This is a genomic window from Arthrobacter sp. 92, from assembly GCF_050260325.1.
Classification (GTDB): Bacteria; Actinomycetota; Actinomycetes; order Actinomycetales; family Micrococcaceae; genus Arthrobacter.
In genome coordinates, this window is the sequence record NZ_CP189863.1 from 4,415,468 (window position 1) to 4,438,203 (window position 22,736).

Genomic DNA, 22,736 nt, shown 5'->3' on the forward strand with positions numbered 1-22,736 from the left:
TCCGCCGCCTCCGGGCAGGCCGCCAGGTTCGGAGCATCAGCGAATTGGGGACCGTATGACTCGAGTGACCGTCGCATGGGACATCTTTGACCAGCAGGGTGAGAGGTGGGACGAATGGCTCGGCGACGGCTGGGAAACGTCTCCTTGTTTCCTGGTTCTGGCGGAGGACGCCGAGGGCGCGGCCAATGCCCTCCACACAGCCAGAACCCGGCTCATGCAAGTCAACGAATTGGGCGAGGAAGTGGATCTGGAAACCGCTGACCCCAGTCTCTACACGCCGAACTACGTGTCCGACGTCTACATCACCGCAGTGGGTCCGATCGTGTCCGTTGACACTAAAGGGGAACTGCCGAAGGCCATGGCCGACGGGATGCTACGAATCCTACTGGACGAGCTCACTGGCGTCGGCATTTCAGCGCACGTGACAGCGCCCCCTGACGGCTGGATAAATGGCAGCGAACTGTGGCGGCCGCCGGGGTAGCTGACTCCTCGGTCCCGGCTTCACGGGTGAACAAGCTTAGGCTGTGCCGAGCCGGTCGAGGCAGTAGTTCTTAGGCCAGTGCCGGACCCGCCGCGGCAGCCGCGGATAGACAATGGCAGAGAACCGCATGGTCCGGTCGAACAGGCGGGCATGACGCGCACTCCACGGCAGCCCGAAACCATGCCGGAGCTGCTCCGGCAGGAGGCCTGCGGTGAGGAAACGGGCCAGCGGCATGACCACGCGCTGCCAAAGCCGGGGGTCTTGGGGATACAGCAGATCTCGGGCCACCCGAGCGCTGATGTCGTCAGTCTCCAGCCCGCGGAGGCTGCTCTCCCAGTAGCTGCCGAACGCCGCGCGGTCAGCCGGCCACAGCTCTGAGGGGAGCTGCAGGGCCGTGCCGAGTCTCGCGTAGTCCCGGTATACGAGTTCGGCCGCCTCGTCGTCCAACGCACCGTAGATTTTTTCGTAGACGGTGACTGCGGTGTCGTAGAGGGTTGCCACGACCCAGAGCTGCGATTGCGCATCGAAGGCGCTGTAGCCCTTGGAGCCGGCATCGGGTTTGCGTCGGACGGGGGCATGGGCGCGGTTCACGCTGCGGCGCACCGCAGCCATTTGGTCCTCTGTCCCGTACACCACGGCATACACGTACGTCAGGGTAGCGCGGAGCCGTTCGAGCGGACGGTCGGCGAAGTTGCTGTGCTCGGCGACGCCGTGACCCACCGCGGGGTTCGCAATCTGCAGCAAGATTGCGCGTCCTGCCCCGGCGAGCAGAACGCCTTCCGCTCCGATGTCGGCAAGTCGACGCACCATGCCCACACCCTACCCGAGAGCCCAATGGTGGCGCCGACGGCTGGGAGACTCCGCAGCCCCCTGCGGCCGTGTTCAGGCTCAATCTCCTCCGGCGGACTTTTCGTCAGCTCGTGGCTGTCCGTTTCCGCATAGGCGAAGCCCAGAGTCAGCCGAAAAGCCCCGCGAACATGTTCTGGTTGACGAAGGCGCAGCGTTCACAGCGAGCACGACGGCGGGGCGTTCCGCCGTCGTGCTTCCCGGGAAAAGTAGGTAGACTGGTCTACCTACTAACCGTCCCTCCGGCTGGAGATCAACATGACCGAGCTGCACGCGGCATCACGGAGCACCCCGCCCAAGCGGCCCGCCCGCGCCGCGCTCCTCGAAGCGGCCGCGCGGCGCTTCTATGCCTATGGCCTGGCAGGCACCGGAATCGACACCATCACCTCCGAAGCCGGCGTGGCCAGGAAGAGCCTGTACAACAACTTCGCCTCGAAGGCGGAGCTGGTGACCGCGTATCTCCATGCCCGCCACGAGGAATGGATGGAGCTGTACCGGGCGCGGCTGGCGGGTGCGGACAACGCCGTCGAGCGCGTCCTCGCTGTCTTCGACGCCTACGCAGATCACGCCGGCTTGGCCTATGACCGCGGGTTCCGGGGTTGCGGCCTGCTGAACGCCGCAGCCGAGTTGCCGGCAGGGGACCCCGGAAGGCAGATTGTCCGGCGCCACAAGGAGGAAGTCGAAGCGCTGCTGGCCGGACACGTGTCCGAACTGCTGCCCGACTCCGCCGAACAGGCAGGCGCCGTGGCCCGGCACCTGGCGTTCCTGCTCGAGGGGTCCATGGCCCGCGCCGGACTTGAAGGCGATGACCGCTGCATCCGGGAAGCCCGCCGGATCGCTGCCGGGCTGATCGGCAGACTGTGAGGACCGCAACGCGGCCGGGACATTTGTGGGGTGCGGTGTTTGTGCTGGCCGCCTCCGTGCTTTGGGGCACAACCGGAACCGCGGCCACGTTCGCCCCCGGCGTCGGCCCCCTCGCTATCGCGGCAGTTGCCATGGGCCTGGGCGGCCTGCTCCAAGCGGCGCTCGGCGCCCGGTTGATCAGGGCGCACGCGGCATTTCTGCGAGGCGAATGGCGGACCCTGATTTTGGGGTCGTTGGCCGTTGCCACGTACCCGCTTGCCTTCTATTCCTCGATGCACCTGGCCGGCGTGGCGGTGGGGACGGTTGTCTCCATCGGCTCAGCACCCCTTGCCTCTGCCGTGATTGAACGGATCATGGACAGGAGACGGTTCACGCGCCGGTGGGCGGTTGGCGCGGTGCTCGGCCTGACCGGTGCGGTGCTCCTGTGTTTTGCCGGAACCGGGCAGGGCCTTCACCTATCGTCAACGGCCGCGGCATGGTCCGCAGCCGCCGGCATCGGCCTGGGGCTGCTCGCAGGGCTGACTTACGCGTTTTACTCCTGGGCCGCTCATCGCCTGATCAACACGGGGTTGCCCTCCACCGCCGCAATGGGTGCGGTTTTCGGCATTGGCGGGCTGCTGCTTATGCCTGTCCTGGCCATCACCGGAGCGTCACTTATCGCATCCTGGCAGAACTTTGCGGTCGGCGCGTACATGGCGCTCGTTCCGATGTTTGCGGGCTACGTGCTGTTCGGCTGGGGACTGGCCCGCGTCCATGCCAGCACTGCAACCACAATATCCCTCGCCGAGACGGTGGTGGCCGCCGTCCTCGCCGTGCTGGTGGTGGGCGAACGCTTGCCGGCGCTGGCGTGGGCGGGTGCCGCGCTTGTGGCCGGCAGCCTGTTCGTGATGACGCTGCCCTCCCCCGGAAGTCGTTCAGTGCTCCGTTCCTCTACATAGGGGGCTGGCCTCTACAAAGGGGTCTGGTCAGCGGCGAACGCTGCCCGGGCGAGCCGGGTGAAATCGGCGACGAGGACCGAGGGGTCGTCTTTCCAAAACACCAGGAACACGGGGATTGGAGGGGCGTCGCGGACCGGGCGGTACGCAACCCCGGGTCTGGGGTTCTGCGCAGCGGTGGCCTCCGAGGACATGCCGATGGCTTGTCCCGTGGAGATGAGCGTCAGCCATTCGTCGACGCCCTGCACCAGCCGGACCGCGGCCGGTCGCGCCGCGTCGGACCAGAGGTCCTCTGTGGTGGTTCCGGTGCGCTGGTCGACGGCGATGGTTCGTCCGGAAAAGTCGGACATGCGTAGGAAGCGCCTTCGAGAGAGTGGATCCGCCGTGGCGACTGCGGCGTAGCGGGCTTCCGTTCCAATGAGCATGGTGGCGAAGCGGCTGTCGGTGATGGAGCGCCTCACGACGGCAACTTCGACGGACCCGTTGGCCAGTCCGCCCGCCGGGGAATTCGACTGCACCCAGATGAGGCGCACCCCCGGATGGGTCTCTTCCCATTGACGTTGGAGGGCCACGGTTCGGCGGCCCAGCGCCGACCATGCGTAACTCACCCTCAGCTCGCCGTCCTGATCGTCGGCTGCGCGCTCAAGTAACGCCACCTCATCGCGCTCCGCCATGTGCCTGCCGGATTCTTCGGAGTGTTCATGAGCATCAATCCCATCCTCGCCGCACTCTCCGGAACCGTGGTGCTGGGGCAGGTTCTGGTGCCGCACGAATGGTTCGGCATGGCTCTGATCGTTGCCACCAACACCCTGGCCATCTGGTCGGCGGCCCGAAAGTAACGCAAGCGGACGACGGCGGGACGTCCCGCCGTCGTCCGCGTCGGCTCCATGCTGGGGCCTTAAAGGCTGCAACCAGGCCGCATCGGCGCTTCGAGCGTGACGCAATCAGCATGCTTAGCGACCGGGGCGGATCGGGTTTAACATGAATTTGTGAAAGCCGGGCGGATCGACTGTCCGGGGCCATGTCACCCCTGCTGCAACGGGAATGGGCAGCTAGCTTCCGGAGCAAGCGGTCCGGCTGTTGACAGGAAGTCCAGTGGATCCGACGACCGTTGCCGTGTATGCCCTGATCTACGTAGCGACAATGGCGGGCATTGTCCTGCTTTGGCTGCCGATCCTGATCGCGGTTGTGGTGCTCCTGCTTGTGGCAGGAGGACTTCAGGTTGTGCTGTTCCTGTTGAAGGTCGCGACGGCCGGCTTGGTCAGGGGCGTAGCCGGGCTCTTCAGAAGTCCGAGCGACCGGCGCCCGCCCCCAAGCCACGGCCGCGGTCTGGTGCCGCATTGACGGTCCGATTGCCCGGGTCGCCTCGTCGTTGAACCGTGGAACCCCTCAGGCCCCGAAGCTCAGCAGCACCTTGCCGGATTCCGCTGAGTTCCGCGCCACGCCGAAAGCCTCGAGGGCCGCCCCCACCGGGTACTCATGCGTGATCACCGGGGCGATCTGAAGGGAGCCGTCGGCAAGTGCCTCGATGACGTCGTCGATCTCGTTATTGAAGCGGAAGGAACCCTTCAGCTCCAGTTCCCGGGCGATGGCCAGGGAGATCGGCACGGGCTGGGGCCCGGTGGGCAGCAGGCCCACCATCACCACGGTGCCGCCTCGGGCTGCGCCCTGAATGGCCGAGGCCAGGCCGTGATGGCTGCCGGAGGATTCGATCACGACGTCGGCCTCCACCGCCGCGATGGCCTCGGCCTCGTCCGCCTTGAGGACCTCGTCAGCACCCACTGCCCGGGCAATTTCCAAGGGTTTGGCGTGCATGTCGACGGCGACGATTCTGCCGGCGCCGGCCCGCTTCAGGACCGCGATAGCAAGCGCACCAATGGGACCGCTGCCGATGACCAGGACCGTCTTGCCCGCGACGTTGCCGGCCCGGGCCACCGCGTGCCAGGCAACTGATGCTGGCTCGATCAGCGCCGCCGTGCGCAGGTCTATGCCGTCCGGCAGCGGACGGAGCATCCGCACCGGCAGGTTCACGTACCGGCTGAACGCGCCGTCGGTGTGCGGGTAGCGGGCGGCGCTACCGAGGTAGGTGCACCCGGGTGAGAGGTTGGGCCGGTCCGCAGGGAAGCGGGCCGCGCCGGGCGCCGGAGTTGCCGGATGCACCGCGACGGCGGTCCCCGCGGCGGGGCCGCCGCCGTCGGCCGCGGCGCGGACAACGGTCCCGGAAATCTCGTGCCCCAGCACCAGCGGTGCCTTCAGGATGGACTCCCCGGCAGCGCCGTGGAGCCAGTAATGCAGGTCGGAGCCGCAAATGCCGCCGTAGGCCACTTCGATGACGGCCTCGTCCGGGGCGGGCGCTGCAAGCGGCACGTCGTCGATCCGGAGGTCGCCGGCGGCGTAGGCCACCACCGCCGGACCAGAGGCTGGAAGGGCTGTGCCGATGGACACTGTTGACGTTGCCATCAGACCACCACCGTCATTCCGCCGTCGATGAAGATGGTCTGGCCGTTCACGAAGTTCGAACCGTCGGATGCCAGCCACACGGCCGGTCCGGCCAGGTCCTGTACGGTCCCCCACCGGTGCGCCGGGGTGCGGTTCAGGATCCAGGCGTTGAAGTCCTCGTCATCCACCAGGTTCTGCGTCATTTCGGTGTGGATGTAACCCGGGGCGATGCCGTTGATCTGCAACCCCGAGCCCGCCCACTCCGCCGTCATGGCCCGGGTCAGGTTCCGCAGCCCGCCCTTGGCCGCCACGTACGGGGCGATGGTGGGCCGCGCCAGGTCTGTCTGGACCGAGCAGATGTTGATGATCTTGCCGTGCCCCCGGGGAATCATGTGCCGGGCCGCCTCCCGGCCCACCAGGAACGCGCTGGTCAGGTCCGTGGAAATCACCCGTTCCCAATCGCTGACGTCCAGCTCAAGCATGGGCACACGGTGCTGGATGCCGGCGTTGTTCACCAGGATCTCCAGCGGCCCCACATTCTCCTCCACCCAGGCCACGCCACGGGCAGCGTCGGTGTCTTTGGTGACATCAAACGCGCAACTGTGGATCCGGCCCGGTGCGTACTCGGCCGCCATCGCGGCTTCGGCGCTCTTCAGCCGTTCGGCGTTGATGCCGTTGAGCACCACGGTGGCGCCAGCGTCCGCCAGCGCCCGGGCCAGCGCATTGCCGATCCCCCGGCTCGATCCGGTCACCAGGGCGACCCGGCCTGTCAGGTCAAAAAGTGAATTCATAAAGAGCAGCTCCTTCGCCGCGGTATGCGCGGTGTTGCGCGAATGGTGGTTCCTTTGCTGCGCGGACGTACATGTATACCCTGCCTGCGGGGGGCCAGACGTGTACGTTCGCGCTACTGCTTAGAAGGGGCCGCGCTGCACCAGGTTGGCGGGAGCCTCTCCGGCTGCGAGGGCTTCGAGCTGTTGCCGCAGGAGCTTCAGAATCCTTGGCTGGAAGGCGGATGCGTTGCCGCCGATGTGGGGCGTGATCAGCGCGTTAGGTGTAGACCACAGTGCGTGGTCCTGCGGAAGCGGTTCCGGATCAACGACGTCGAGTGCGCACTGCAGGCGTCCGGACAGGACTTCCTTTGTCAGGGCGGCCGTGTCCACCACTGAGCCGCGCCCCACATCCACCACCAGCGCCCCGTCCGGCAGGGCAGCCAGAACTTCTTCGCCGATCAGCTGATGGGTCTGCTCGTTAAGGGGCAGCACCGTGACCAGGATGTCGTGACTTGCGGCGAGTGCAGGCAGTTCCGCGGACGCGTGCACGACGCCGTGTTCGTCGGTGCGGGCAGAACTCCCCCACCCGCGTCACAGTGACCTCGAAAGGCTCCAGGCGCCGGGCGATTTCGCGGCCGATCCCGCCGACTCCCACCAGCAGCACCCGCCTGTCGGCGAGGGACTGGCGGCGCTCCGGCCGCCACAGGCCGTACTGCTGGTCGCGGACGGCCTGGTCGATGCCGCGCAATTTCGCCAGGATCAGCCCCACGGCGAGCTCAGCGGTGGCGGCGGCGTGGACACCGGAGGCGTTGGCCACGCCAGCCGCCGGACCGGCAGCCTCCACCACGCCGTCGTACCCCGTGGACTGCGTCTGGACGAACGTCAGCCCGTCGACTTCGGCGAGGGACCCCAGAACCGAGGAGGCGTCGATATACGGGAGGATGACGCCGTCGATCTCACTGAGCGTCGCACCCTCGGGATCCGTCTTCAGGTCCCAAACCACTCCCTTCAGCCCTCCAGGCAGGGGCGAGAGATCGGCGAGTAACTGCCGGTCTGGGAAGCTGACGGTGCGGACTGTTTGCATTGAAGAACCTATCGATCGTGGGGTGTGGTGGGGGCGCCGCTGCGGCTAGCGCCGGTCGAAGGTGAGGCCGCCGGGAACCTGGAACGTGGGCATGAGTTCCAGCATGCCCACGTTCACGTGCCGGGGTGTTTCGATGGCGTAGTCCATCGCGTTGACGATGTCGTCCGTTGTCAGCGATTCATAGCCTTCGTAGTAGGTCTTCCACGCTTCTTCCATGGCTTCGGGAGTGCCGCCCATGTTGCGGCCGAAGATCTCCGTTTCGACGCGCCCGGGGCAGATCTCGGTGACGCGGATGCGCTTGCCCACGGTGTCGTTGCGCAGCTGCCGGGAGACCTGGTGCACTGCCGCTTTGGTGGCGTGGTAGACGGTGTGGCCGTAGAAGTTATACACCCCGGCGATGGAGCTGATGTTGATGACGTGTCCGCGGTCGCGTTCCACCATGCCCGGCAGCACGAGCCTGGTCAGCTGGAGCAGGCCACGCAGGTTGACGTCAATGAGCTCGTCAATGTCGCTCTCGCTGGAGTCCAGGATGTTCCCGGGGCGAGACACTCCGGCGCAGTTCACCAGTACGTCCACTTCCAGACCGCCGACGGCGGCAGCCAGCGCCGCGGTGTCGGTCAGGTCCACGATGTGGGGGATCGCGCCGGTCTTGTCGGCCAGTTCGTTGAGGCGGTCCTCATTGCGTGCGAGGGCGTGGACCGTGAGCCCCCGCTTGGCCAGTCGTTCGGCGATCGCGGCTCCCATTCCGGTGGACGCGCCCGTGACGAGGGCCGTTGAGTAGTCAGAAAATGGCATGTAGGTCTCCTGGTGGATGCCGCACAAGTGCAGCTCGGAATGGCGGGTACTTGAGTCGGTGTTTAGGCGTCGCGGAGCGGCAGGTGGGCCCGGTCCTTGACCGTGCTGACGGCAACGAGGGTGCCCAGCGCGGTGATGACGGCGTAGAAGGCGGGCATGTAGATGTTGCCGGTGCTGGAGATGAGCCAGGTCATGAGCAACGGGGCAGTTCCGCCGAAGACCGCGGACGAGACGTTGTAGCCAAGACCATAGGCCGAGTAGCGGACACGGGTGGGAAACAGTTCCACGATCAGGATGTGGATGACTGCGGTGTGCCCCGCGAAGACGACCGCCATGATGCAGGCGCCGAGGATGGCCAGGCCCATGTTGCCGGTGGCGATCAGGGCGTAGGAGGGAATCCCGAGCACTGCCATGGCGATTGCGGAGCCTGCGATGACCTTTTTGCGGCCGATGCGGTCGGACAGGGCGCCCATAAAGGGAATGGCGATACAGATGGCCACCAGGCTGCAGGCAGTGATAAGGAGGGCTTCGCCGATGGTGAAGTTGAGCTGCTTGCCCCTCAGGAACGTGGGCATGTAGGAGAACAGCACGTAGTAGCCGGAACCGTTCATGAGCGGGATGAACAGGGCCAGGAGCATGGCGCGGCGGTGTTCTGCGGACTTGAAAGCTTCCTTGAGGGGGTTCTTGGACAGGCCGCCCTCTTCCTTCAGCTTCTCGAAGTTCGGGGTGTCGCTTATGGCCTTGCGGATGTACCAGCCGATAACGCCCATGGGGATGGCGACCAGGAACGGAATGCGCCAGGCGAAGGCACCGAAGCCGCCGCCGTCGATCGCTGACTGGGTGAGCCACGGTGACATGGAGAACGCAACGAGCGTACCGGTGAGGAGAGCCGCGAAGGATGCGATCTGGGCGTAGGAGGTGATGATGCCGCGCTTGCCTTCGGGGGCGTGCTCGGCGAGGAAGGTCATGGCTCCGGCGGCTTCGCCGCCGACCGAGAAGCCCTGGAGCATGCGGAGCAACACGAGGAGCACCGGGGCCGCGATGCCAATCGCCGCATAGGTCGGCAGCAACCCAATGCCCGCCGTCGCCACGCTGATCAGCAGGATCACAAAGACCAAGAGCTTTTGCCGGCCGACGCGGTCCCCCAAGTATCCGCAGACCACAGCACCGAGTGGACGAACGAAGAAGGACACGGCATACCCCGCGAAGACAAACAAGAGGGCATTGTCCGGGTTGCCGGGCGCCAGGAAAACGAGGGCAAGGGTTCCCGCCATGAAAGCGAAGATGCCGTTGTCATAGAGTTCCACGAAAATGCCGACGCAGCCGGCCATAACAACTTTGCGGGTCTGCTTACTGCTGAGCCGCTCTTTGTGCGGCTGGGCCGCGTGCGTAGAAATTGACATGGCTTTCCTTACTAAGTGGGATGGTAACAAGGCTTTGGATCTGGCGCGAGGGTGGTTAGCTTCCGGAGGCCGGCGCGAGCTCTGGCCAGCCAGGCTGACCGCCGATGCCAAGGAGGGCAAAGACAGTACTGACTGTGGAACGGAGGTGCTCCAATTCCCGCAAGGCCGCCCGGTGTTTGGCTGTAGCGTCGGGGACGGTGGTCCTGCGGAAGGTTATGGTGTGGCCAGGCCGGACCTGGGCCAGCACATCAAGCGAGCGGGTGGTGACCACCGCGAGGACGGGGTAGCCGGCGGTGACCCCGCGGCCGCGGTGCAGCACCAGGAGCTCCTCCCGGGACGGCACTTCGATTGCTCCGACCGGGACGCCCCGCGAGAGCACCTCCGCCGTCGACTGACGTTCGGGAAGAGCGCCGCCCAGGCGAAGTCCGATGTGGTTGCTCCGTGCACTGACGGTGTATTCAGTGGTGTAGAGCAGCTCAGCGGTGTGGCCGAATTCGTCCACGTCGGGGCCGTCTGTGACCTCCACTACGGCCTGGCTGCTGAACTCCGGCCGGGTCAATCCCAGCCGGAACAGCGGCAGATCGAAGTACGGCTGCCGGATGGGCGGGACGCTTCGTGAGGTCCTGAGCTCGGTGCCTTCGCTCAGCCGCAGGCCGAATCCGACCACCGTGTCCGGGGCGCAGCTTCCCAGCAGGACGGGCGCCTCCACCGAGCCGTGGACGGCAAGGTAGGACCTGAGCCCGCCGGTGATTTGGCGCAGCGCCACCGTTTCCCCGGCGCGGACGGACACCGGTTCCCATTGCGGGCATTCGCGCCCGCCCACCGTGAGCCGCAGGGGCGCCCCGGTGACGGCGATCAGAATGTCTGTGGTGGCCCGCATGCGGAAATCCAGTGCGGTGAACTCCAGCAGCGGCGCGTTGTCCTCGTTGGCGGCGAGGATGTTCGCGGCGCGTGCGGAGAACTGGTCAAGCGCACCGTTCACCGGCAAGCCGAACCGCGGCCCGCGGAAGCGCCCCAGGTCAGTGACCACGGAGTGGCCGGGCTGCTGGATGATCAGGGAGCCGTTCATCGCGCCGCCTCCAGTTTGCGGGCCGCGTAGGTCGCGAACTCTTCGGGCTGGATCTGGTGGAACCTCAGCAGGTCGCCGGGGACGTAGGGCACCAGCGGCTCGGTGGCGGCGTCAAGAATTGTCAGCGGCGTCCGGCCGATGACGCACCATCCGCCGGGTGCCGCGGCCGGGGCAATGACCGCCTGCCGCCCTGCGACGGCGACGGCACCGGCCGGAACGGATAGGCGGGGGTCCTTCAGCCGCGGAACCGGTAGCGGAAAATCGGGGCCGTCCATCATGGGCGAGCCGGCCGGGGCGCCGAGGCAGCGGATGACGTAGGACTTGGCCGTGTGGAGTCCGATGATCTCTTGGACGGACAGCTGCTCATGCTCGGAAACGCGCTCCAGGTCCGGGCCGAACTCTCCGCCGTAAGCCACGGGGACATGGAACTCCCGCGGAGCCCGGGCAGGCGCACCGATGAAGTCGAGCTGGCGCATGCCCAGAAGGACAAAGGCGCGGACCTGCCGCGCGGAGGTGACTCCGGGATCGAATTCCACCAGCAGCGAATCGTACGTGGGCACGGCGCCGTGGACGCCGTCGGCGCCTGCAGCCTCAAGCCATTCGGCGAGGGAATGCACGGTGGTCCAGTTGGCCTCCCGGTCCGGGGAAGAGGCGACGACGCGCAGTGCGGCGTCTCCGGATTCGAAGACCTCCACGGGAGTTGGCGTTGTGGCGGTCATGTCAGGCAACCTGCACTCTGGCAGCCAGCACCTGCGTGAGGGGGGCGATAGTCACGCCCGCATTTTCCAGTTCGGCGCGGAGCTGCCGGGCCATCTGAACAGCACCGGGTGTGTCCCCATGCAGGAGGATGGTGTCGGCGACGATCTGCAGGTCGGTTCCGGCGACTGTTTCGATAAGCCCTTCGCACACCATGCGGATGGTGCGGTCCACGATGGCCGCGGGGTCATGGATGACGGCGCCGGGGCGGCTGCGCGGCACCAGGGTGCCGTCTGCCTCGTAGGCGCGGTCCGCGATGCCCACGATGCCCACCGGGAGCTGCCGGCCGGCTGCGGCGTCGGCCAGTGCGCCGTCCTGGGCCAGGACGATCAGGTCGGGGTTGATCCGCGAGACGGCGTCGGCCACGGCGTCGGCGTAGTCGGTCCGGGTGGCAACGAGGTTGCCCAGGCGTCCGTGGGGTGCGACGTGGGCGACGCCGGTGCCGTGATAGGCGGCGAAGGCGCTCAGTGCGCCGATCTGGTAGAGGACGTCGTTGCGAACCTCGTCCGCGGTGAGGTCCATGGCGCGCCGGCCGAAGCCCCGGAGGTCCGGGAAGCTCGGATGCGCGCCGATGCTGACACCCCGCCGCACGCATTCGGCCACGGTCGCGTTCATGATGTCCGGGTCTCCGGCATGGAATCCGCAGGCGATGTTGGCGCTGGAAACCACTTCGAGCAAGGCCGCGTCATCGCCCATGGAGTAGGCGCCAAAGCCTTCGCCGAGATCTGCCACGAGATCAACTGTGGGTCCCATGTGAGCCCTCCTGGGGTGTTGGCTGCAATGTTGCGCCGCTAGGCGCAAAAGTCAGCTTCCGGTAGTGAAGTGAGCGCCGGGAACCGGCCTGGTTTGAGGCTTGCAGTCCGGTGGCCCGGAATACCGGGCTGCTGTCAAAAAGTCTGGCACCGCGACGTGGATCACACAAAGACGTAATCCGCGTCACGGCATAGCCGCTGGTTATGACTGCGCCACCGTTTCCCGGGTGCAGTTCCAGGTACCCGCGGCCCCGTGGGGCCACCTTCGAAGGGGCCGCCGCGGCACCGGGCGTGTCTTTGACTGCTGATTTCATCTGGCACCTCGCTCTCAAATTCAGCCTCCGCCTTGCCGTCGCGGTACTGCGATTGCATTCAAGGTATGGACTGCATATTTCGGAAATGTAAAAGAACGAACCAATTTCTGTAAATACCGCTCCTATGCGAAATGCATCTAACGTCATCACGAAATTGCATGTCACCGAAGGAGATAGAATGTACGATTAGTGAAATAGCGTTCTGGGTTCAACCTAGTGTCAGAGATGTGGATCACACAAAGACCTGTTGCGTATCCCTCCATAGCATCCGGTTATGACCTTTCCTGGGTTCAGGACGCCGCGACGAGAGAAGGCGGCCATGGACACGCGGAAGCTTGCGTACTTTGTCCAGATTGTGGATTCGGGAAGCATCACCAAGGCTGCCGCGGCGCTGCATGTGGCACAGCCAGCCCTTAGCCAGCAGGTTTCGGCGTTGGAAACGGATCTCAAGCAGAGGCTGCTGATCCGCAGCAAGCAGGGCGTCAAGCCCACCGCGGCGGGGCACACGCTGTACCGGCATGCGCAGTCGATCCTGCGGCTTGTCGAGCAGGCGCGCCAGGACGTCGCCACGTCAGGCGCCGCGCCGTCGGGGCGCGTCTCCATTGCGATCGCGCCCTACAGCATGGCCTCGAGCCTGACGCCACGGATCATCAGCGAAGTGGGTCGCCGGTACCCGGAAATCGTCCTGCATGTCACCGAAATATATGGCGGCGTCCTCAGTGAGGCGATCAAGAACGGCCGGCTGGACATGGCCCTCATCTACGAGCCCGGGCCGATCCGCGGGGTCCAGTTCACCACGATGATCGTCGAAGACCTGCACTTTGTGGTCAACGCCAATAGATCCGATGTGGCAACCGTAAAAGGCGAAATCCCGTTGGAGGAAGTGGCACGTTTTGGGCTCTTCCTTCCCGAGAAAATCCACACCCTCCGGCAGGCCGTGGAAGCCGGCTTCACCAGCAAGGGACTCAACCTTCGGCTGGTGGGCGAAGTAGAGTCGGTGCCGTCCCTGGCCCGGCTCCTGCGCGCCGACCTCGGCGCCACGATCATGCCCAAGTCAGCGGCGGACGCACTGTTCCACGAGGAGGACTTCGATGTCCTGCGCATTGTGGATCCCGCGCTGCAGTGCAAGATCGCACTGTGCACCCCTGATCACGACCCCCTTTCTGAGGCTGCCTCGGCAGTACTCCTGGTGCTGAAGGAAATGCTTCAGGAAATTCTGAGCAATAAATATTCCCGGTAGCAAAACCGCGGCCGATCCATAGCATTGGCTTATTAGACCACTCATCATTCGTCTTAGTATCCCGGCGTCCTGGATCCTAGAATTAAGGAGTAGCCGAGAAATTGCGGTGGTTACTTTCGTGACAATTAATTGGGAGCAGGCCGTGAAAAAAATAAGCACGATACGGAGAATTACCGACACCGGTCCGGGACTCACGGCCAGGACCGGTTTCCACTGCCCGGCCAATGGTCTTTGGCGTCCGGAGAACCGCTCGGTGGCGGCCGTCTTCGTTTTCGAAGGCAGCATCATGCCCGCGAGCAGTGGCGCATCAACGGTCTGGTATCTGGAGAACACCGACCCCGGCCAGGCCGTCCGTTCAGCGCCAGGATCGCGTGGGTGATTGCTGCCGATATTCGGACGCCGATATGGAAGCCGGCACATGCGGACGCCGTCGTACGGGATTTACCGTACGACGGCGATGCCGCCGCGGTTAGGCGTGTTCGACGAGCAGTCCCTTGGATTTGAGGACGTCGGTGAGGTTGCACAGCTCAAGGGTGGTTCCGCCAGCCTGGTAGAGGCGGATGAGCTCCCGCTCGGCGTCGTCACGTTCCTGCGAGAGGCGGATGACCTCCTCGATCTCGTCCTTCCTGACCACCACAACGCCGTCCGCGTCGCCGCGGAGCACGTCACCGGGGTAGATGATCTCGTCGCCGAAGACCACTGGGTGGTTGATCGGGCCAATCGTTTCCTTGACGGTGCCCTTAATGGAGACGCTGCCGGAAAAGACCGGCAGCCCCAGTTCGATCAGGTCCTGGGTGTCGCGGACACCCGAGTCGGTCACCAGTGCGGCAAGGCTCTTGGCCTTCATCGCGTTCCCGAGGACGTCGCCGAACGTGCCCGCTTCCTCGTACTCCCCTGCCGCGGCCAGGATGACGTCCCCGGCCTCGGCGTAGTGGATGGCCACCTGCAGCATGAGGTTGTCACGGGGGGCGCAGCGAACCGTGACGGCGGGGCCGCAGAAGGACATACTCCGCTCGATCGGCTTGATCCTGGAGCTGAGGGCGCCCTTGCGGCCCTGGGCCTCGTGGATGGTGGCGGACGAGAACTTGGCGAGGCGGCTTACGGCGTCGGCGTCGGGTCGTTCGATGGTGGTCTTGACGTGGATCATTGCGTTTTCCTTCGGTGGGTGCGGATCAGTTGAGGGCCCGGACGGCTTTGTCGATAGCCGCGATGGACTCCTCGATGACGTCCAGGCTGGTGGCGTAGGAGATGCGGAAGTAGGGGCCCAGGCCGTAGGCCGATCCCTGGATGGCGGCTACGGAGGCGGCCTCGAGAAGGTAGAGGGTAAAGTCCTCATCGTTGGCGATGACCTTCCCCTCGGGCGTGGTCTTCCCCATGAGCCCCGCACAGTTGACGTAGGCGTAAAAGGCGCCTTCCGGCGTCGTGCACGACAGGCCGTCGATGGCGTTCAGCGCGGCAACTGCCGCATCGCGCCGGCCGCGGTAGATTTCGCGGCTCTCCCGCACGAAGCTTTGGTCTCCCGTGAGGGCCACGGCGCCGGCGGCCTGACTCACCGAGGACGGGCAGGACGAGATTTGCGACTGGAGTTTGTTGATCGCGGCGATCAGCGGGGCCGGTCCGGCCGCATATCCGAGCCGCCACCCGGTCATGGCGTAAGCCTTGGAAACACCGTTGACCGTCAGGATGCGGTCCCTGAGTTCCGGTGCAACCTCCACCAGGCTGGAGAGCTTGCCGGTGCCGAAGTAGATCTGGTCATAGATCTCGTCCGTCAGGATGTGCACCTGCGGGAAGCCGGCCAGGACGTCGGCGAGGGCGCGCAGTTCCGCCGGGGAGTAGACGGCACCGGTGGGATTCGATGGCGTGTTCAGGATGATCCATTTGGTCCGCTCGTTGAGGGCGCCTGCCAGGGCGTGCGGCGTGAGCTTGAATCCCACGTCCTCACCGCAGACAACCACTACAGGCGCCCCCTCGTTGGCGAGCACCATGTCCGGGTACGAGACCCAGTAAGGGGCGGGCACCACCACTTCGTCACCGGCGTCCAGCGTGGCCATAAAGGCTGTGAAGATCACCTGCTTGGCGCCGCCGCCGACGGTGATCTCAGCCGGGGTGTAGTGGATCCCCGTGCGCAGTTTGAGGGTCTGGAGGATCGCCTTCTGCAGGGCGGGGGTCCCGGTGACGGAGGTGTACTTGGTCTCTCCGCGGTTGATCGCCTCCACGGCGGCCGCCTTGATGTGTTCCGGGGTGTCGAAGTCGGGTTCCCCCACCGTCAGGTCCAGGATCCGGCGCCCTTCTGCCTTCAGCTCACGCACGCGGGCCGCCGCGGCCACGCTGGCCGATGACTTGATGCGGGATACCCGTGATGCAGGTTCAAATTCAGACATTGTCTCTTCCTACGGATTCGGGAGCGAGCGGTACTCGCTTCCTCCGACCCTAGGGAATTCCGGCGGGTATGGATAAGACCTAAAGTGCGTGGACGGATAAGCGCCGCTTATGGCCTGTATCCAAACTTTTTGATTATGGATCCACGCAGTATCGGTATTTCCGCGGGCGGACGCTTGTGTCTAGCGTCGTAGGTAAGCTGGCCCGCTTGGCTGGGCCGTTCGTCGGTTCTTTCACCGGCGTCAACTGACGTGAATCCGAACCGAGGAATGCTCTTGGCAGATCTGCAGCACTCTGACCACCTCGAGGCTCCGCTGGCGCCGGAAGTGCGTTTCCGGCTTGGCGACGGCGGTTACTACCGTTACCGGGGACGGCGGAAGCCTGACGCGGTCGCTGTTCAGGCGGAAAGGATTCGGCAATTCCTGAGGAAGGACCGGCAACGAATTTACTTGTATTCCAGCAGCATGAGGGCCCTCGCCGTCCGACTGAACGAGCAGGTCGCCCAGGCGCTCTGTGACGGGTTGAAGATCACTGGCCTCGCGGAGGCAGCCGGACTGTCCCGCTGGGCGGTGCGGACCATAGGCTTGTCTTCTGATGACCTTATGCCGTCTGGATTGCCGGCTGGGCAGCAGCTTGCGGCAATTAGCCGGTTGAAGTCCGAGCTGGCTGAACTCGAGGAGTCGAAAACGGAACTGGAGGCGCGGCGGCTGAAACTCCTGGCTGCCGGGCGCCGGCTTGGAGTCATGGATGACTATGAGCTTGCGGCGCTGAGCGGTCTCCAGAGCGAGGCCGTCCGGAAGATGACCTGGGGTCTCCAACACGAGGCTGAGGTTATTCCTGCATAGGCGTGCGCGTGAGTTGCAACGCCGACCTGCGCTGGTCCGTGGCCAGTGGTTTGCCCTTGCAGGACTGGGTGGAACTGTCCACGCTGGCTACCAGGGGCATTATTGCCTTCCTTCGGGTCGGAGCGTCGTGGCTACGGACGGGCGCTCAGGGCTTCCAGGGCCGCCCGCGCTCCGCCGTTGTGGAGGTGGTTCAGGGCCCCGGTGTAGGCTGCAACGAAATCCGGCTTGTCGATTAGGCCGACGGCGGGACGTCCCGCCGTCGTCGTCCGCTTGCGTTTGGTGCCGCTATACTCGGCAGAATTCATGAGCAGCATTCCATCAGCCCCCGCCACAGTCCGCATTGATGCCTGGCTGTGGGCCATCCGCGCCTACAAGACCCGCTCGGCGGCCACCGCGGCATGCCGCGCGGGGCATGTCCGCCTCAACGGAAACCCCGCCAAGGCGTCGCAGTCGCTGGTGCCGGGCGACACCGTCCGGGTCCGCCAGCCGGGGTTCGAGCGGATCCTCGAGGTCCGGCGGCTGATCGCCAAGCGCGTGGGAGCCGAGGCCGCCGCGCATTGCTTCACGGACCACACCCCGCCGCCGCCCGCCGCCCCGGCGCTTGGTCTTCCGCAGCGCGACCGCGGCGCCGGACGGCCCACCAAGAAGGACCGCCGCGAAATGGAACGCCTTCGCGGCTCAGACTAAGCGGCCCACGTCGCTACTCGCCGAGGAACCGCAGCAGCAGAGGGACGGTGGCCTGCATGGTCCGGGGATCCCCGCCGCTGGCGTCCTGCTCGCCGAGGTAGTCACCACGGCCGCCGGGGATGATCAGCAGCCGGGCGCCCGGGATGGTCCTGGCCATCCGCGCCGCGTATTCGGGGGTGACAATGTCCCGGTCCCCGCACGCCACCAGAGTGGGTGCTGTGATGGTGCCCAGCTCGCCGTCGGACCATCCGGGAAAGTTCAGGATGCGCCGGCTGTCCAGCTCGAAGAGCCGCTCCAGGTGGCCAGGTTCCGGGTTAAGGACGCGGTCGGCGTCCCTGTATGTGTCCGGCATGTTATCCACGGTGGCCTTTGCCATGCCCTCCCAGAACTCGTCCGGCACGGCGTCACGGCTCACGAAGGTGGAAGCGGCGATGAGCCGCCGCACCGCGGCACGGCGGCCGAGTGCCAGCGCGATCGCCGTGTGGCCGCCGGCGCTGAATCCCAGCACATCCACACTGTCCACGTTCAGCTCAGCCAAAACAGCCAGGATGTCGCCCGCGGAGTTCTCGGCCGTGAGGGGGCGGCTGGTGGGCTGGGTGCGGCCGTGGCCCTCCTCCTCAACGGCAATCACCTGGCGGTGGTCCGTCAGCAGCGGGATGAGTTCGGCGAAGTTGGTTCCGATAGTGGACCCGCCGCCCGGTATAAGAAGCAGGGGCGGCTGGCCAGGCATGGCACGCCCGTGGACCTCGTAATACATGCGAAGGCCGTTGTTGTCCGCGTAGCCGTGGGTGAAGGTCACACGGCATCCTAACCCCGGGCGCTTCGGACGAAAAGGGCCCAGACCCTGGCGGACTTGTCTCCGCAACGGCCGGAAAGCTCCAAGGTCCCCAACACGATCACACTAGTTAGATGGAGCTATCCCGTTCCTGTTTCACCTAAACAAATACTCCCAAACGAGCTTGAAGAGGAGCCAGAAATGCCCGACGACCTTGCGGACATGGTCAGCGTCCGGTACATGGTGGACGACGTCGACGCGGCGGTCGACTTCTACACAAAGCACCTCGGATTCACCCTCAGAATGAGCGCCGCACCGGCGTTCGCCGAGGTCGCCCGCGGCCGCCTCCGGCTTCTGCTAAGCGGGCCCCGCAGCTCGGCAGGCCGGCCGATGCCGGATGGCACGGTGCCCGCGCCGGGAGGGTGGAACCGTATCCACCTCATCGTGCCCGACATCGCCGCCGAGGTGGAACGGCTTCGCGCCGCGGGCCTCACGTTCCGAAACGACATCGTCACCGGTCCGGGCGGTCAGCAGATCCTGCTGGTGGACCCGGCAGGCAACGTGGTCGAGCTGTTCCAGCCAGCGGCCGCGTAGACCCGCCGATTGGCGAGCGTTCGACGGCGGGACGTCCCGCCGTCGTCCGCCTGTGCCGGGAACAACTCCTTAACCATGGCCGTTGGTTCATCTACGACGTGCCGACCGCCAACCCCGGCGGCGCCCTACAGAACGGAAGCACATGGTCAGGGCTATCTGGAACGGAAAAGTCATCGCCGAATCCGCGGACACGGTGGTGGTGGAGGGCAACCATTACTTCCCCCGCGACGCCGTCAATCCTGGCTACCTTCGGGACAGCGGCTTGCATTCCTTCTGCCCATGGAAGGGGCAGGCCAGTTACCACAACCTGGAAGTCGACGGGAAGGTGAATGTGGACGCCGCCTGGTTCTACCCGGAGCCCAAAGCGCGGGCCAAGGAGATCGAAGACCGGGTCGCGTTCTGGCGCGGCGTGACCATCGACGAATAGCCGGCATCGGTTCCGGACGGTCGCATCCACGGTGAGCCGACGACGGCGGGACTTCCCGCCGTCGTCCGAGTCGATCCTAGGCCGCGATCAATAGTGCCCAATCAGGCAAGGGATCCACCAGTAATGGTGGCCCGGTCTCTCCGAGACAGGCGGCACCGGCAAATACGTCCGGCAAGCCGGGCGGTTCCCACTCCCGGTCTTGGCCCGCGTGGCCGGGGCGGTCCGGCAAGTCGGGCGGTTCCCAGTCTTGTTGTTCACTGGGATAAGAGCGTCCCGCGGGTGATATCCAGCCGGGTGGCTGGTCCCGGGAGGCGTCAACCGGCCTCCACGCCGTTGTGTGTTTGAGCCGGTGGTGCCTCCGGCATGGCTGGCCAAGGTTGGCGATGCCGGTCTCGCCTCCCTCAGACCAAGCCAGCAGATGGTCTGCTTCATTGTCCAAGGAATGGTTGTTGCATCCGGGAAAAGGGCACCGGCCGTCCCGAAGCCGCAACCATTGGCGCATCGCCTTCGGAACCCGGTAGCTGGTGCGTCCGATCTCCAGCGGCGCTCCGCTGCGCGGATCGGTCAGCACACGCAGGAACGAGTCGGCGCCATCTCTGACAAGCCGGCGGGCCATGCTCGGCGGAACGGGACCATACCCGTCCAGCGTGGCCGGTTCCGTCACGACGCCCAGGAGCGAGAACACCGGCACGGTCACCATGACCTGCGCCTTGGGTGACGGGGTTCCTTCCGCCACCCCCGCCAGCAGCCAGTCAGCGGCGACGTCCGCACGGAGCTGCGTCAGAGTCCGGGATTCGGTGGGCCCCTGCAGGGCACGCGCCGCATCCGTGGCACGGGACCACACGGCCGCTGCCACATCCGCAGTCACGTAGGCCGAGAGCCAGGCCATGCCGTCCCGGTCCGGGAGATACTCCAGCCGACGGTCCTTGACGCCCTTGCGGTGGCGCGCTTCGATGCTTACAGGCTGGTGCCGCTCGCGCCAGCTGCGCGCTTTGGCCCGGAATCTGCCCGGCGCCAGTTGTCCTGGGCAGCCACGCGCGGCAAAGGGAGCTTCGGGGTCCAGGAAATGAGCTTCCACGGCAGCAGCCGCGGCGGGGTTCAGACCGGATGTTTCATCACACATCACCCGCGCGTGCTGCCACGAAATGCTCCCTGACCGCAGGGCAGACAGCGTCAGGGGCAACCCGGTGGTCAGGGTGGCTGACTCCGCCAGGAACGCCGCTGCCGATCTTTCACTCACAGTCAGGACGCAGGCCACCTCTGCTGTCACCGCCATTTCCTGGGCGGTGCGCTCCTGCGGGGAAACGGCCGGGGCCGCCAGGGCTGCGGCAGCGTGGGCGTATCCGGCGGCGAAGTGCACCTTCAGCGCGGCCAGCCTGGCTTCCGTTCTTCCCACCTCAGCCAGACCGTCCAGGCATGCGTCGGCTTCGTCCTGAAGAGGGTCAGCCGAGGCCGCGTTTCCGCTCCCGTGACCGGCAAATGCGGCCAGGGCAGCAAGGGAGGCCTCCATGGCCTCCAGCGTCTCCGCAACTGCTCTGACTTCCATACCCACAGCATGTCAGTAGGCACTGACATTAACGCCGGCATCAGATTTGCAGGCAACGTCAGCCTTCCAGGATCTGCCTGATCCCGAACTCTCCCACGGCGAACATCCGCGGATTATCGTCGGAGTTGCTCAGCATGGCCGTGGACAGGATGAGAGCCCAGCCGCGGGCCCTCATCCAGGTGTCCCTTTCCACTGCGGGGCCAAAGGCGTGCATGAAACGTTGGCGAGCGACGGCGTCGAACATCAGCCACCCCACCGCAAGGTCGACGGCCGGGTCCCCTGCCCCGACGTCGCCGAAATCGATGACGCCGGCCAGCGAGCCGTCGTGCGCCAGCAGGATATTGCCCGGGTGAAGGTCCCCGTGGAGCATCATCGCCGGACCATCCCAGGCATTGGCGGCACAGGCCTCCGCCCACACCCCTCTCAGCGCTGCTGCCTGCGGGTAGCGTTCGCCGTCCCCGAGCCGTTCCACCACCACAGCGTCACGGTCCGTCAGCGGCACGCCCCGGAAAGGATTCACCGGGACGCCGGCTTCGGCGGGCGCATGGAGGGACAGGAGGAAGTCCGCCAGGCCTTCAGCGGCCAGCCCTCGGCCTGCCGGGCCGACGTCGGCCGCGGCGACACCGGGCACCCACCGCACGATGCTCCACGGCCAAGGGAAGCCCGACGTCGGCTGGCCGGCATGGACGGGGACAGGAACCGCAACCGGGGAGCGGCGGGCTATGTCGGGAAGGTAGCGCCGTTCATGCAGTATCAGCGAAACTGCCTCCACCCTGCGTGGCAACCGGACGGCCAGGTCGTCGCCGAGCCGGAAGGTCGCGTTGTCCCAGCCATTCGCAACCCGCGCCAAAGGACGATCGCCGAGGTCGGGCCGCTGGTCCCGGACGAGGCCCTGGACCACGGCGTCACTCACTTCAACCGTGGCTGGTGGCATTCGCGCCATGCAGAAGTTCTCCTCATTGGTCCTAAGATGCAATCCGGTCCTATCCCCCTGTCCGAATATAGATCACGTCACAAAGAGCGGATGGGGCGCGGTGGTCACGTCCGGGCTGACTTCTTTGGTCAGCGGCGAGACGCGTATTCGGCTCAATGGCCCACGCTCTTGATGATCAGACAACCCTGGCAGAATCCACCAAGCGGTTGATCGGTTATTACCGCAAACGAACGTCGCGGAACTAGCGGACGCCCGAGCAGGTTCTACGGTCGGCCGCGACCCCCTATCTTGACCATAGGTCGGGCGCCGGGGCCATAATCGGGCTGGGCGCCAGAGCGGTGCCGCAGAGGAGAGCAGGCGGATGACGCCGCCGGAGTAGAGGAGACCTCGAATGACGAGGTATCTAATCTCGTTCCCTGGTGAGGCCATGGTGTTCCCCGAGGAGGACTTCGAGGCGGTGGTCAATGCCGCGCATGCCGTCATCGACGAAGCCAAGGCGGCGGGCGTGTACGTCTTCGGCGGCGGGATCGACGAAGACGTGGACCCGGTGCTCGTGGCAGGTGACGGCACCGTCACCGAGGGCACGTACCCAGACCACAAGGTCCCCAACGGCGGTTACACCATTCTCGAACTGCCCTCGCGGGAGGCTGCACTCGAGTGGGCAGCGAAGATCGCCGTCGCCTGCCGCTGCTCGCAAGAGGTCCGGCAGTTCCAGTACGACCCGGCCAGCTGACGAGGGCTATCTCAGCGAGAGTCCGTGGTGCGTCGCGCGCATGTAACGTCACACAACGCGACGGCCTC

General features: G+C 65.8%; 26 protein-coding genes and 1 pseudogene. 11 read left to right on the top strand and 16 right to left on the bottom strand.

Going from position 1 to position 22,736, the window contains the following annotated elements; translation table 11 throughout:
* The first annotated feature begins 55 nt into the window (after positions 1-55).
* Positions 56-481, top strand: a complete 426-nt coding sequence (locus tag ACP4XC_RS20530; protein WP_427172571.1) for a hypothetical protein — start codon at positions 56-58, stop codon at positions 479-481.
* Positions 482-517: 36 nt separating this feature from the next.
* Here ACP4XC_RS20530 and ACP4XC_RS20535 read toward each other — a convergent pair whose 3' ends face one another.
* Positions 518-1,291, bottom strand: a complete 774-nt coding sequence (locus tag ACP4XC_RS20535; RefSeq protein WP_427172572.1) for an oxygenase MpaB family protein — start codon at positions 1,289-1,291, stop codon at positions 518-520.
* Between the two features lie 294 nt (positions 1,292-1,585).
* On the opposite strand from ACP4XC_RS20535, the gene ACP4XC_RS20540 reads away from it, so the two are divergent.
* Together ACP4XC_RS20540 and ACP4XC_RS20545 are read left to right on the top strand one after the other, a co-directional pair.
* Positions 1,586-2,191: a TetR/AcrR family transcriptional regulator gene (locus ACP4XC_RS20540; protein WP_427172573.1), complete on the top strand. Its 606-nt coding sequence runs from the start codon at positions 1,586-1,588 to the stop codon at positions 2,189-2,191.
* Positions 2,188-3,129 carry a DMT family transporter gene (locus tag ACP4XC_RS20545; RefSeq protein WP_427172575.1) on the top strand — a complete coding sequence of 314 codons (942 nt, stop codon included), beginning with the start codon at positions 2,188-2,190 and terminating at the stop codon, positions 3,127-3,129. The genes ACP4XC_RS20540 and ACP4XC_RS20545 overlap by 4 nt, the downstream gene beginning before the upstream one ends.
* Before the next feature lie 11 nt (positions 3,130-3,140).
* Here the strand turns inward: ACP4XC_RS20545 and ACP4XC_RS20550 are convergent, their stop codons facing one another.
* Positions 3,141-3,800: a LysR substrate-binding domain-containing protein gene (locus tag ACP4XC_RS20550; protein ID WP_427172576.1), complete on the bottom strand. Its 660-nt coding sequence runs from the start codon at positions 3,798-3,800 to the stop codon at positions 3,141-3,143.
* Positions 3,801-3,827: 27 nt separating this feature from the next.
* On the opposite strand from ACP4XC_RS20550, the gene ACP4XC_RS20555 reads away from it, so the two are divergent.
* Both ACP4XC_RS20555 and ACP4XC_RS20560 read left to right on the top strand, forming a co-directional pair.
* Positions 3,828-3,965: a hypothetical protein gene (locus ACP4XC_RS20555; protein ID WP_427172577.1), complete on the top strand. Its 138-nt coding sequence runs from the start codon at positions 3,828-3,830 to the stop codon at positions 3,963-3,965.
* 256 nt (positions 3,966-4,221) lie between these two features.
* Positions 4,222-4,470 (top strand): hypothetical protein, encoded by a 249-nt coding sequence (locus ACP4XC_RS20560; RefSeq protein ID WP_427172578.1) that lies wholly within the window; start codon positions 4,222-4,224, stop codon positions 4,468-4,470.
* Between the two features lie 45 nt (positions 4,471-4,515).
* Here the strand turns inward: ACP4XC_RS20560 and ACP4XC_RS20565 are convergent, their stop codons facing one another.
* The 8 genes and pseudogenes from ACP4XC_RS20565 to ACP4XC_RS20600 form a co-directional block, all read right to left on the bottom strand.
* On the bottom strand, positions 4,516-5,586 hold the full coding sequence (locus ACP4XC_RS20565; RefSeq protein ID WP_427172579.1) for an L-idonate 5-dehydrogenase: 1,071 nt from the start codon (positions 5,584-5,586) through the stop codon (positions 4,516-4,518).
* Positions 5,586-6,356 (bottom strand): SDR family oxidoreductase, encoded by a 771-nt coding sequence (locus ACP4XC_RS20570; RefSeq protein ID WP_427172580.1) that lies wholly within the window; start codon positions 6,354-6,356, stop codon positions 5,586-5,588. The genes ACP4XC_RS20565 and ACP4XC_RS20570 overlap by 1 nt, the downstream gene beginning before the upstream one ends.
* Before the next feature lie 120 nt (positions 6,357-6,476).
* Positions 6,477-7,419: pseudogene (locus tag ACP4XC_RS20575) on the bottom strand (2-hydroxyacid dehydrogenase).
* Positions 7,420-7,464: 45 nt separating this feature from the next.
* Entirely contained in the window at positions 7,465-8,214 is a 750-nt protein-coding gene (locus tag ACP4XC_RS20580) for an SDR family oxidoreductase (RefSeq protein ID WP_427172581.1), read from the bottom strand.
* 62 nt (positions 8,215-8,276) lie between these two features.
* The gene (locus ACP4XC_RS20585) at positions 8,277-9,617 is read right to left on the bottom strand and encodes an MFS transporter (protein ID WP_427172583.1); all 1,341 of its coding nucleotides are present in this window, start codon (positions 9,615-9,617) and stop codon (positions 8,277-8,279) included.
* 55 nt (positions 9,618-9,672) lie between these two features.
* Positions 9,673-10,686 (bottom strand): biotin-dependent carboxyltransferase family protein, encoded by a 1,014-nt coding sequence (locus tag ACP4XC_RS20590; RefSeq protein ID WP_427172584.1) that lies wholly within the window; start codon positions 10,684-10,686, stop codon positions 9,673-9,675.
* Positions 10,683-11,405 carry a 5-oxoprolinase subunit B family protein gene (locus tag ACP4XC_RS20595; protein WP_427172585.1) on the bottom strand — a complete coding sequence of 241 codons (723 nt, stop codon included), beginning with the start codon at positions 11,403-11,405 and terminating at the stop codon, positions 10,683-10,685. The genes ACP4XC_RS20590 and ACP4XC_RS20595 overlap by 4 nt, the downstream gene beginning before the upstream one ends.
* 1 nt (position 11,406) lies before the next feature.
* Positions 11,407-12,195, bottom strand: coding sequence for a LamB/YcsF family protein (locus ACP4XC_RS20600; protein WP_427172586.1), 789 nt, complete (start codon positions 12,193-12,195; stop codon positions 11,407-11,409).
* Positions 12,196-12,827: 632 nt separating this feature from the next.
* On the opposite strand from ACP4XC_RS20600, the gene ACP4XC_RS20605 reads away from it, so the two are divergent.
* Positions 12,828-13,748: a LysR substrate-binding domain-containing protein gene (locus ACP4XC_RS20605; protein WP_427175183.1), complete on the top strand. Its 921-nt coding sequence runs from the start codon at positions 12,828-12,830 to the stop codon at positions 13,746-13,748.
* Positions 13,749-14,217: 469 nt separating this feature from the next.
* On the opposite strand, the gene ACP4XC_RS20610 is transcribed toward ACP4XC_RS20605, so the two are convergent.
* Both ACP4XC_RS20610 and ACP4XC_RS20615 read right to left on the bottom strand, forming a co-directional pair.
* Positions 14,218-14,895 carry a 4-carboxy-4-hydroxy-2-oxoadipate aldolase/oxaloacetate decarboxylase gene (locus ACP4XC_RS20610; protein ID WP_427172587.1) on the bottom strand — a complete coding sequence of 226 codons (678 nt, stop codon included), beginning with the start codon at positions 14,893-14,895 and terminating at the stop codon, positions 14,218-14,220.
* Between the two features lie 25 nt (positions 14,896-14,920).
* The gene (locus ACP4XC_RS20615) at positions 14,921-16,129 is read right to left on the bottom strand and encodes an aspartate transaminase (RefSeq protein WP_427172588.1); all 1,209 of its coding nucleotides are present in this window, start codon (positions 16,127-16,129) and stop codon (positions 14,921-14,923) included.
* A gap of 273 nt (positions 16,130-16,402) precedes the next feature.
* Between ACP4XC_RS20615 and ACP4XC_RS20620 the strand changes: the two genes are divergently transcribed.
* Positions 16,403-16,972 (top strand): hypothetical protein, encoded by a 570-nt coding sequence (locus ACP4XC_RS20620; protein WP_427172589.1) that lies wholly within the window; start codon positions 16,403-16,405, stop codon positions 16,970-16,972.
* Positions 16,973-17,103: 131 nt separating this feature from the next.
* On the opposite strand, the gene ACP4XC_RS20625 is transcribed toward ACP4XC_RS20620, so the two are convergent.
* The gene (locus ACP4XC_RS20625; RefSeq protein WP_427172590.1) at positions 17,104-17,277 is read right to left on the bottom strand and encodes a hypothetical protein; all 174 of its coding nucleotides are present in this window, start codon (positions 17,275-17,277) and stop codon (positions 17,104-17,106) included.
* On the opposite strand from ACP4XC_RS20625, the gene ACP4XC_RS20630 reads away from it, so the two are divergent.
* The gene (locus tag ACP4XC_RS20630; RefSeq protein WP_427172591.1) at positions 17,276-17,659 is read left to right on the top strand and encodes an RNA-binding S4 domain-containing protein; all 384 of its coding nucleotides are present in this window, start codon (positions 17,276-17,278) and stop codon (positions 17,657-17,659) included. The two genes, ACP4XC_RS20625 and ACP4XC_RS20630, sit on opposite strands and share 2 nt — an antisense overlap.
* A gap of 13 nt (positions 17,660-17,672) precedes the next feature.
* Here ACP4XC_RS20630 and ACP4XC_RS20635 read toward each other — a convergent pair whose 3' ends face one another.
* Entirely contained in the window at positions 17,673-18,458 is a 786-nt protein-coding gene (locus ACP4XC_RS20635) for an alpha/beta fold hydrolase (RefSeq protein WP_427172592.1), read from the bottom strand.
* Between the two features lie 177 nt (positions 18,459-18,635).
* Between ACP4XC_RS20635 and ACP4XC_RS20640 the strand changes: the two genes are divergently transcribed.
* On the top strand, positions 18,636-19,028 hold the full coding sequence (locus ACP4XC_RS20640; protein WP_427172593.1) for a VOC family protein: 393 nt from the start codon (positions 18,636-18,638) through the stop codon (positions 19,026-19,028).
* 142 nt (positions 19,029-19,170) lie between these two features.
* Positions 19,171-19,455 carry a DUF427 domain-containing protein gene (locus tag ACP4XC_RS20645; RefSeq protein ID WP_427172594.1) on the top strand — a complete coding sequence of 95 codons (285 nt, stop codon included), beginning with the start codon at positions 19,171-19,173 and terminating at the stop codon, positions 19,453-19,455.
* Between the two features lie 76 nt (positions 19,456-19,531).
* Here the strand turns inward: ACP4XC_RS20645 and ACP4XC_RS20650 are convergent, their stop codons facing one another.
* Positions 19,532-21,001 (bottom strand): DUF222 domain-containing protein, encoded by a 1,470-nt coding sequence (locus ACP4XC_RS20650; protein WP_427172595.1) that lies wholly within the window; start codon positions 20,999-21,001, stop codon positions 19,532-19,534.
* A gap of 58 nt (positions 21,002-21,059) precedes the next feature.
* Positions 21,060-21,944, bottom strand: coding sequence for an aminoglycoside phosphotransferase family protein (locus tag ACP4XC_RS20655; protein WP_427172596.1), 885 nt, complete (start codon positions 21,942-21,944; stop codon positions 21,060-21,062).
* Positions 21,945-22,326: 382 nt separating this feature from the next.
* On the opposite strand from ACP4XC_RS20655, the gene ACP4XC_RS20660 reads away from it, so the two are divergent.
* Positions 22,327-22,668, top strand: a complete 342-nt coding sequence (locus tag ACP4XC_RS20660) for a YciI family protein (protein ID WP_427172597.1) — start codon at positions 22,327-22,329, stop codon at positions 22,666-22,668.
* Positions 22,669-22,736: the final 68 nt, after the last annotated feature.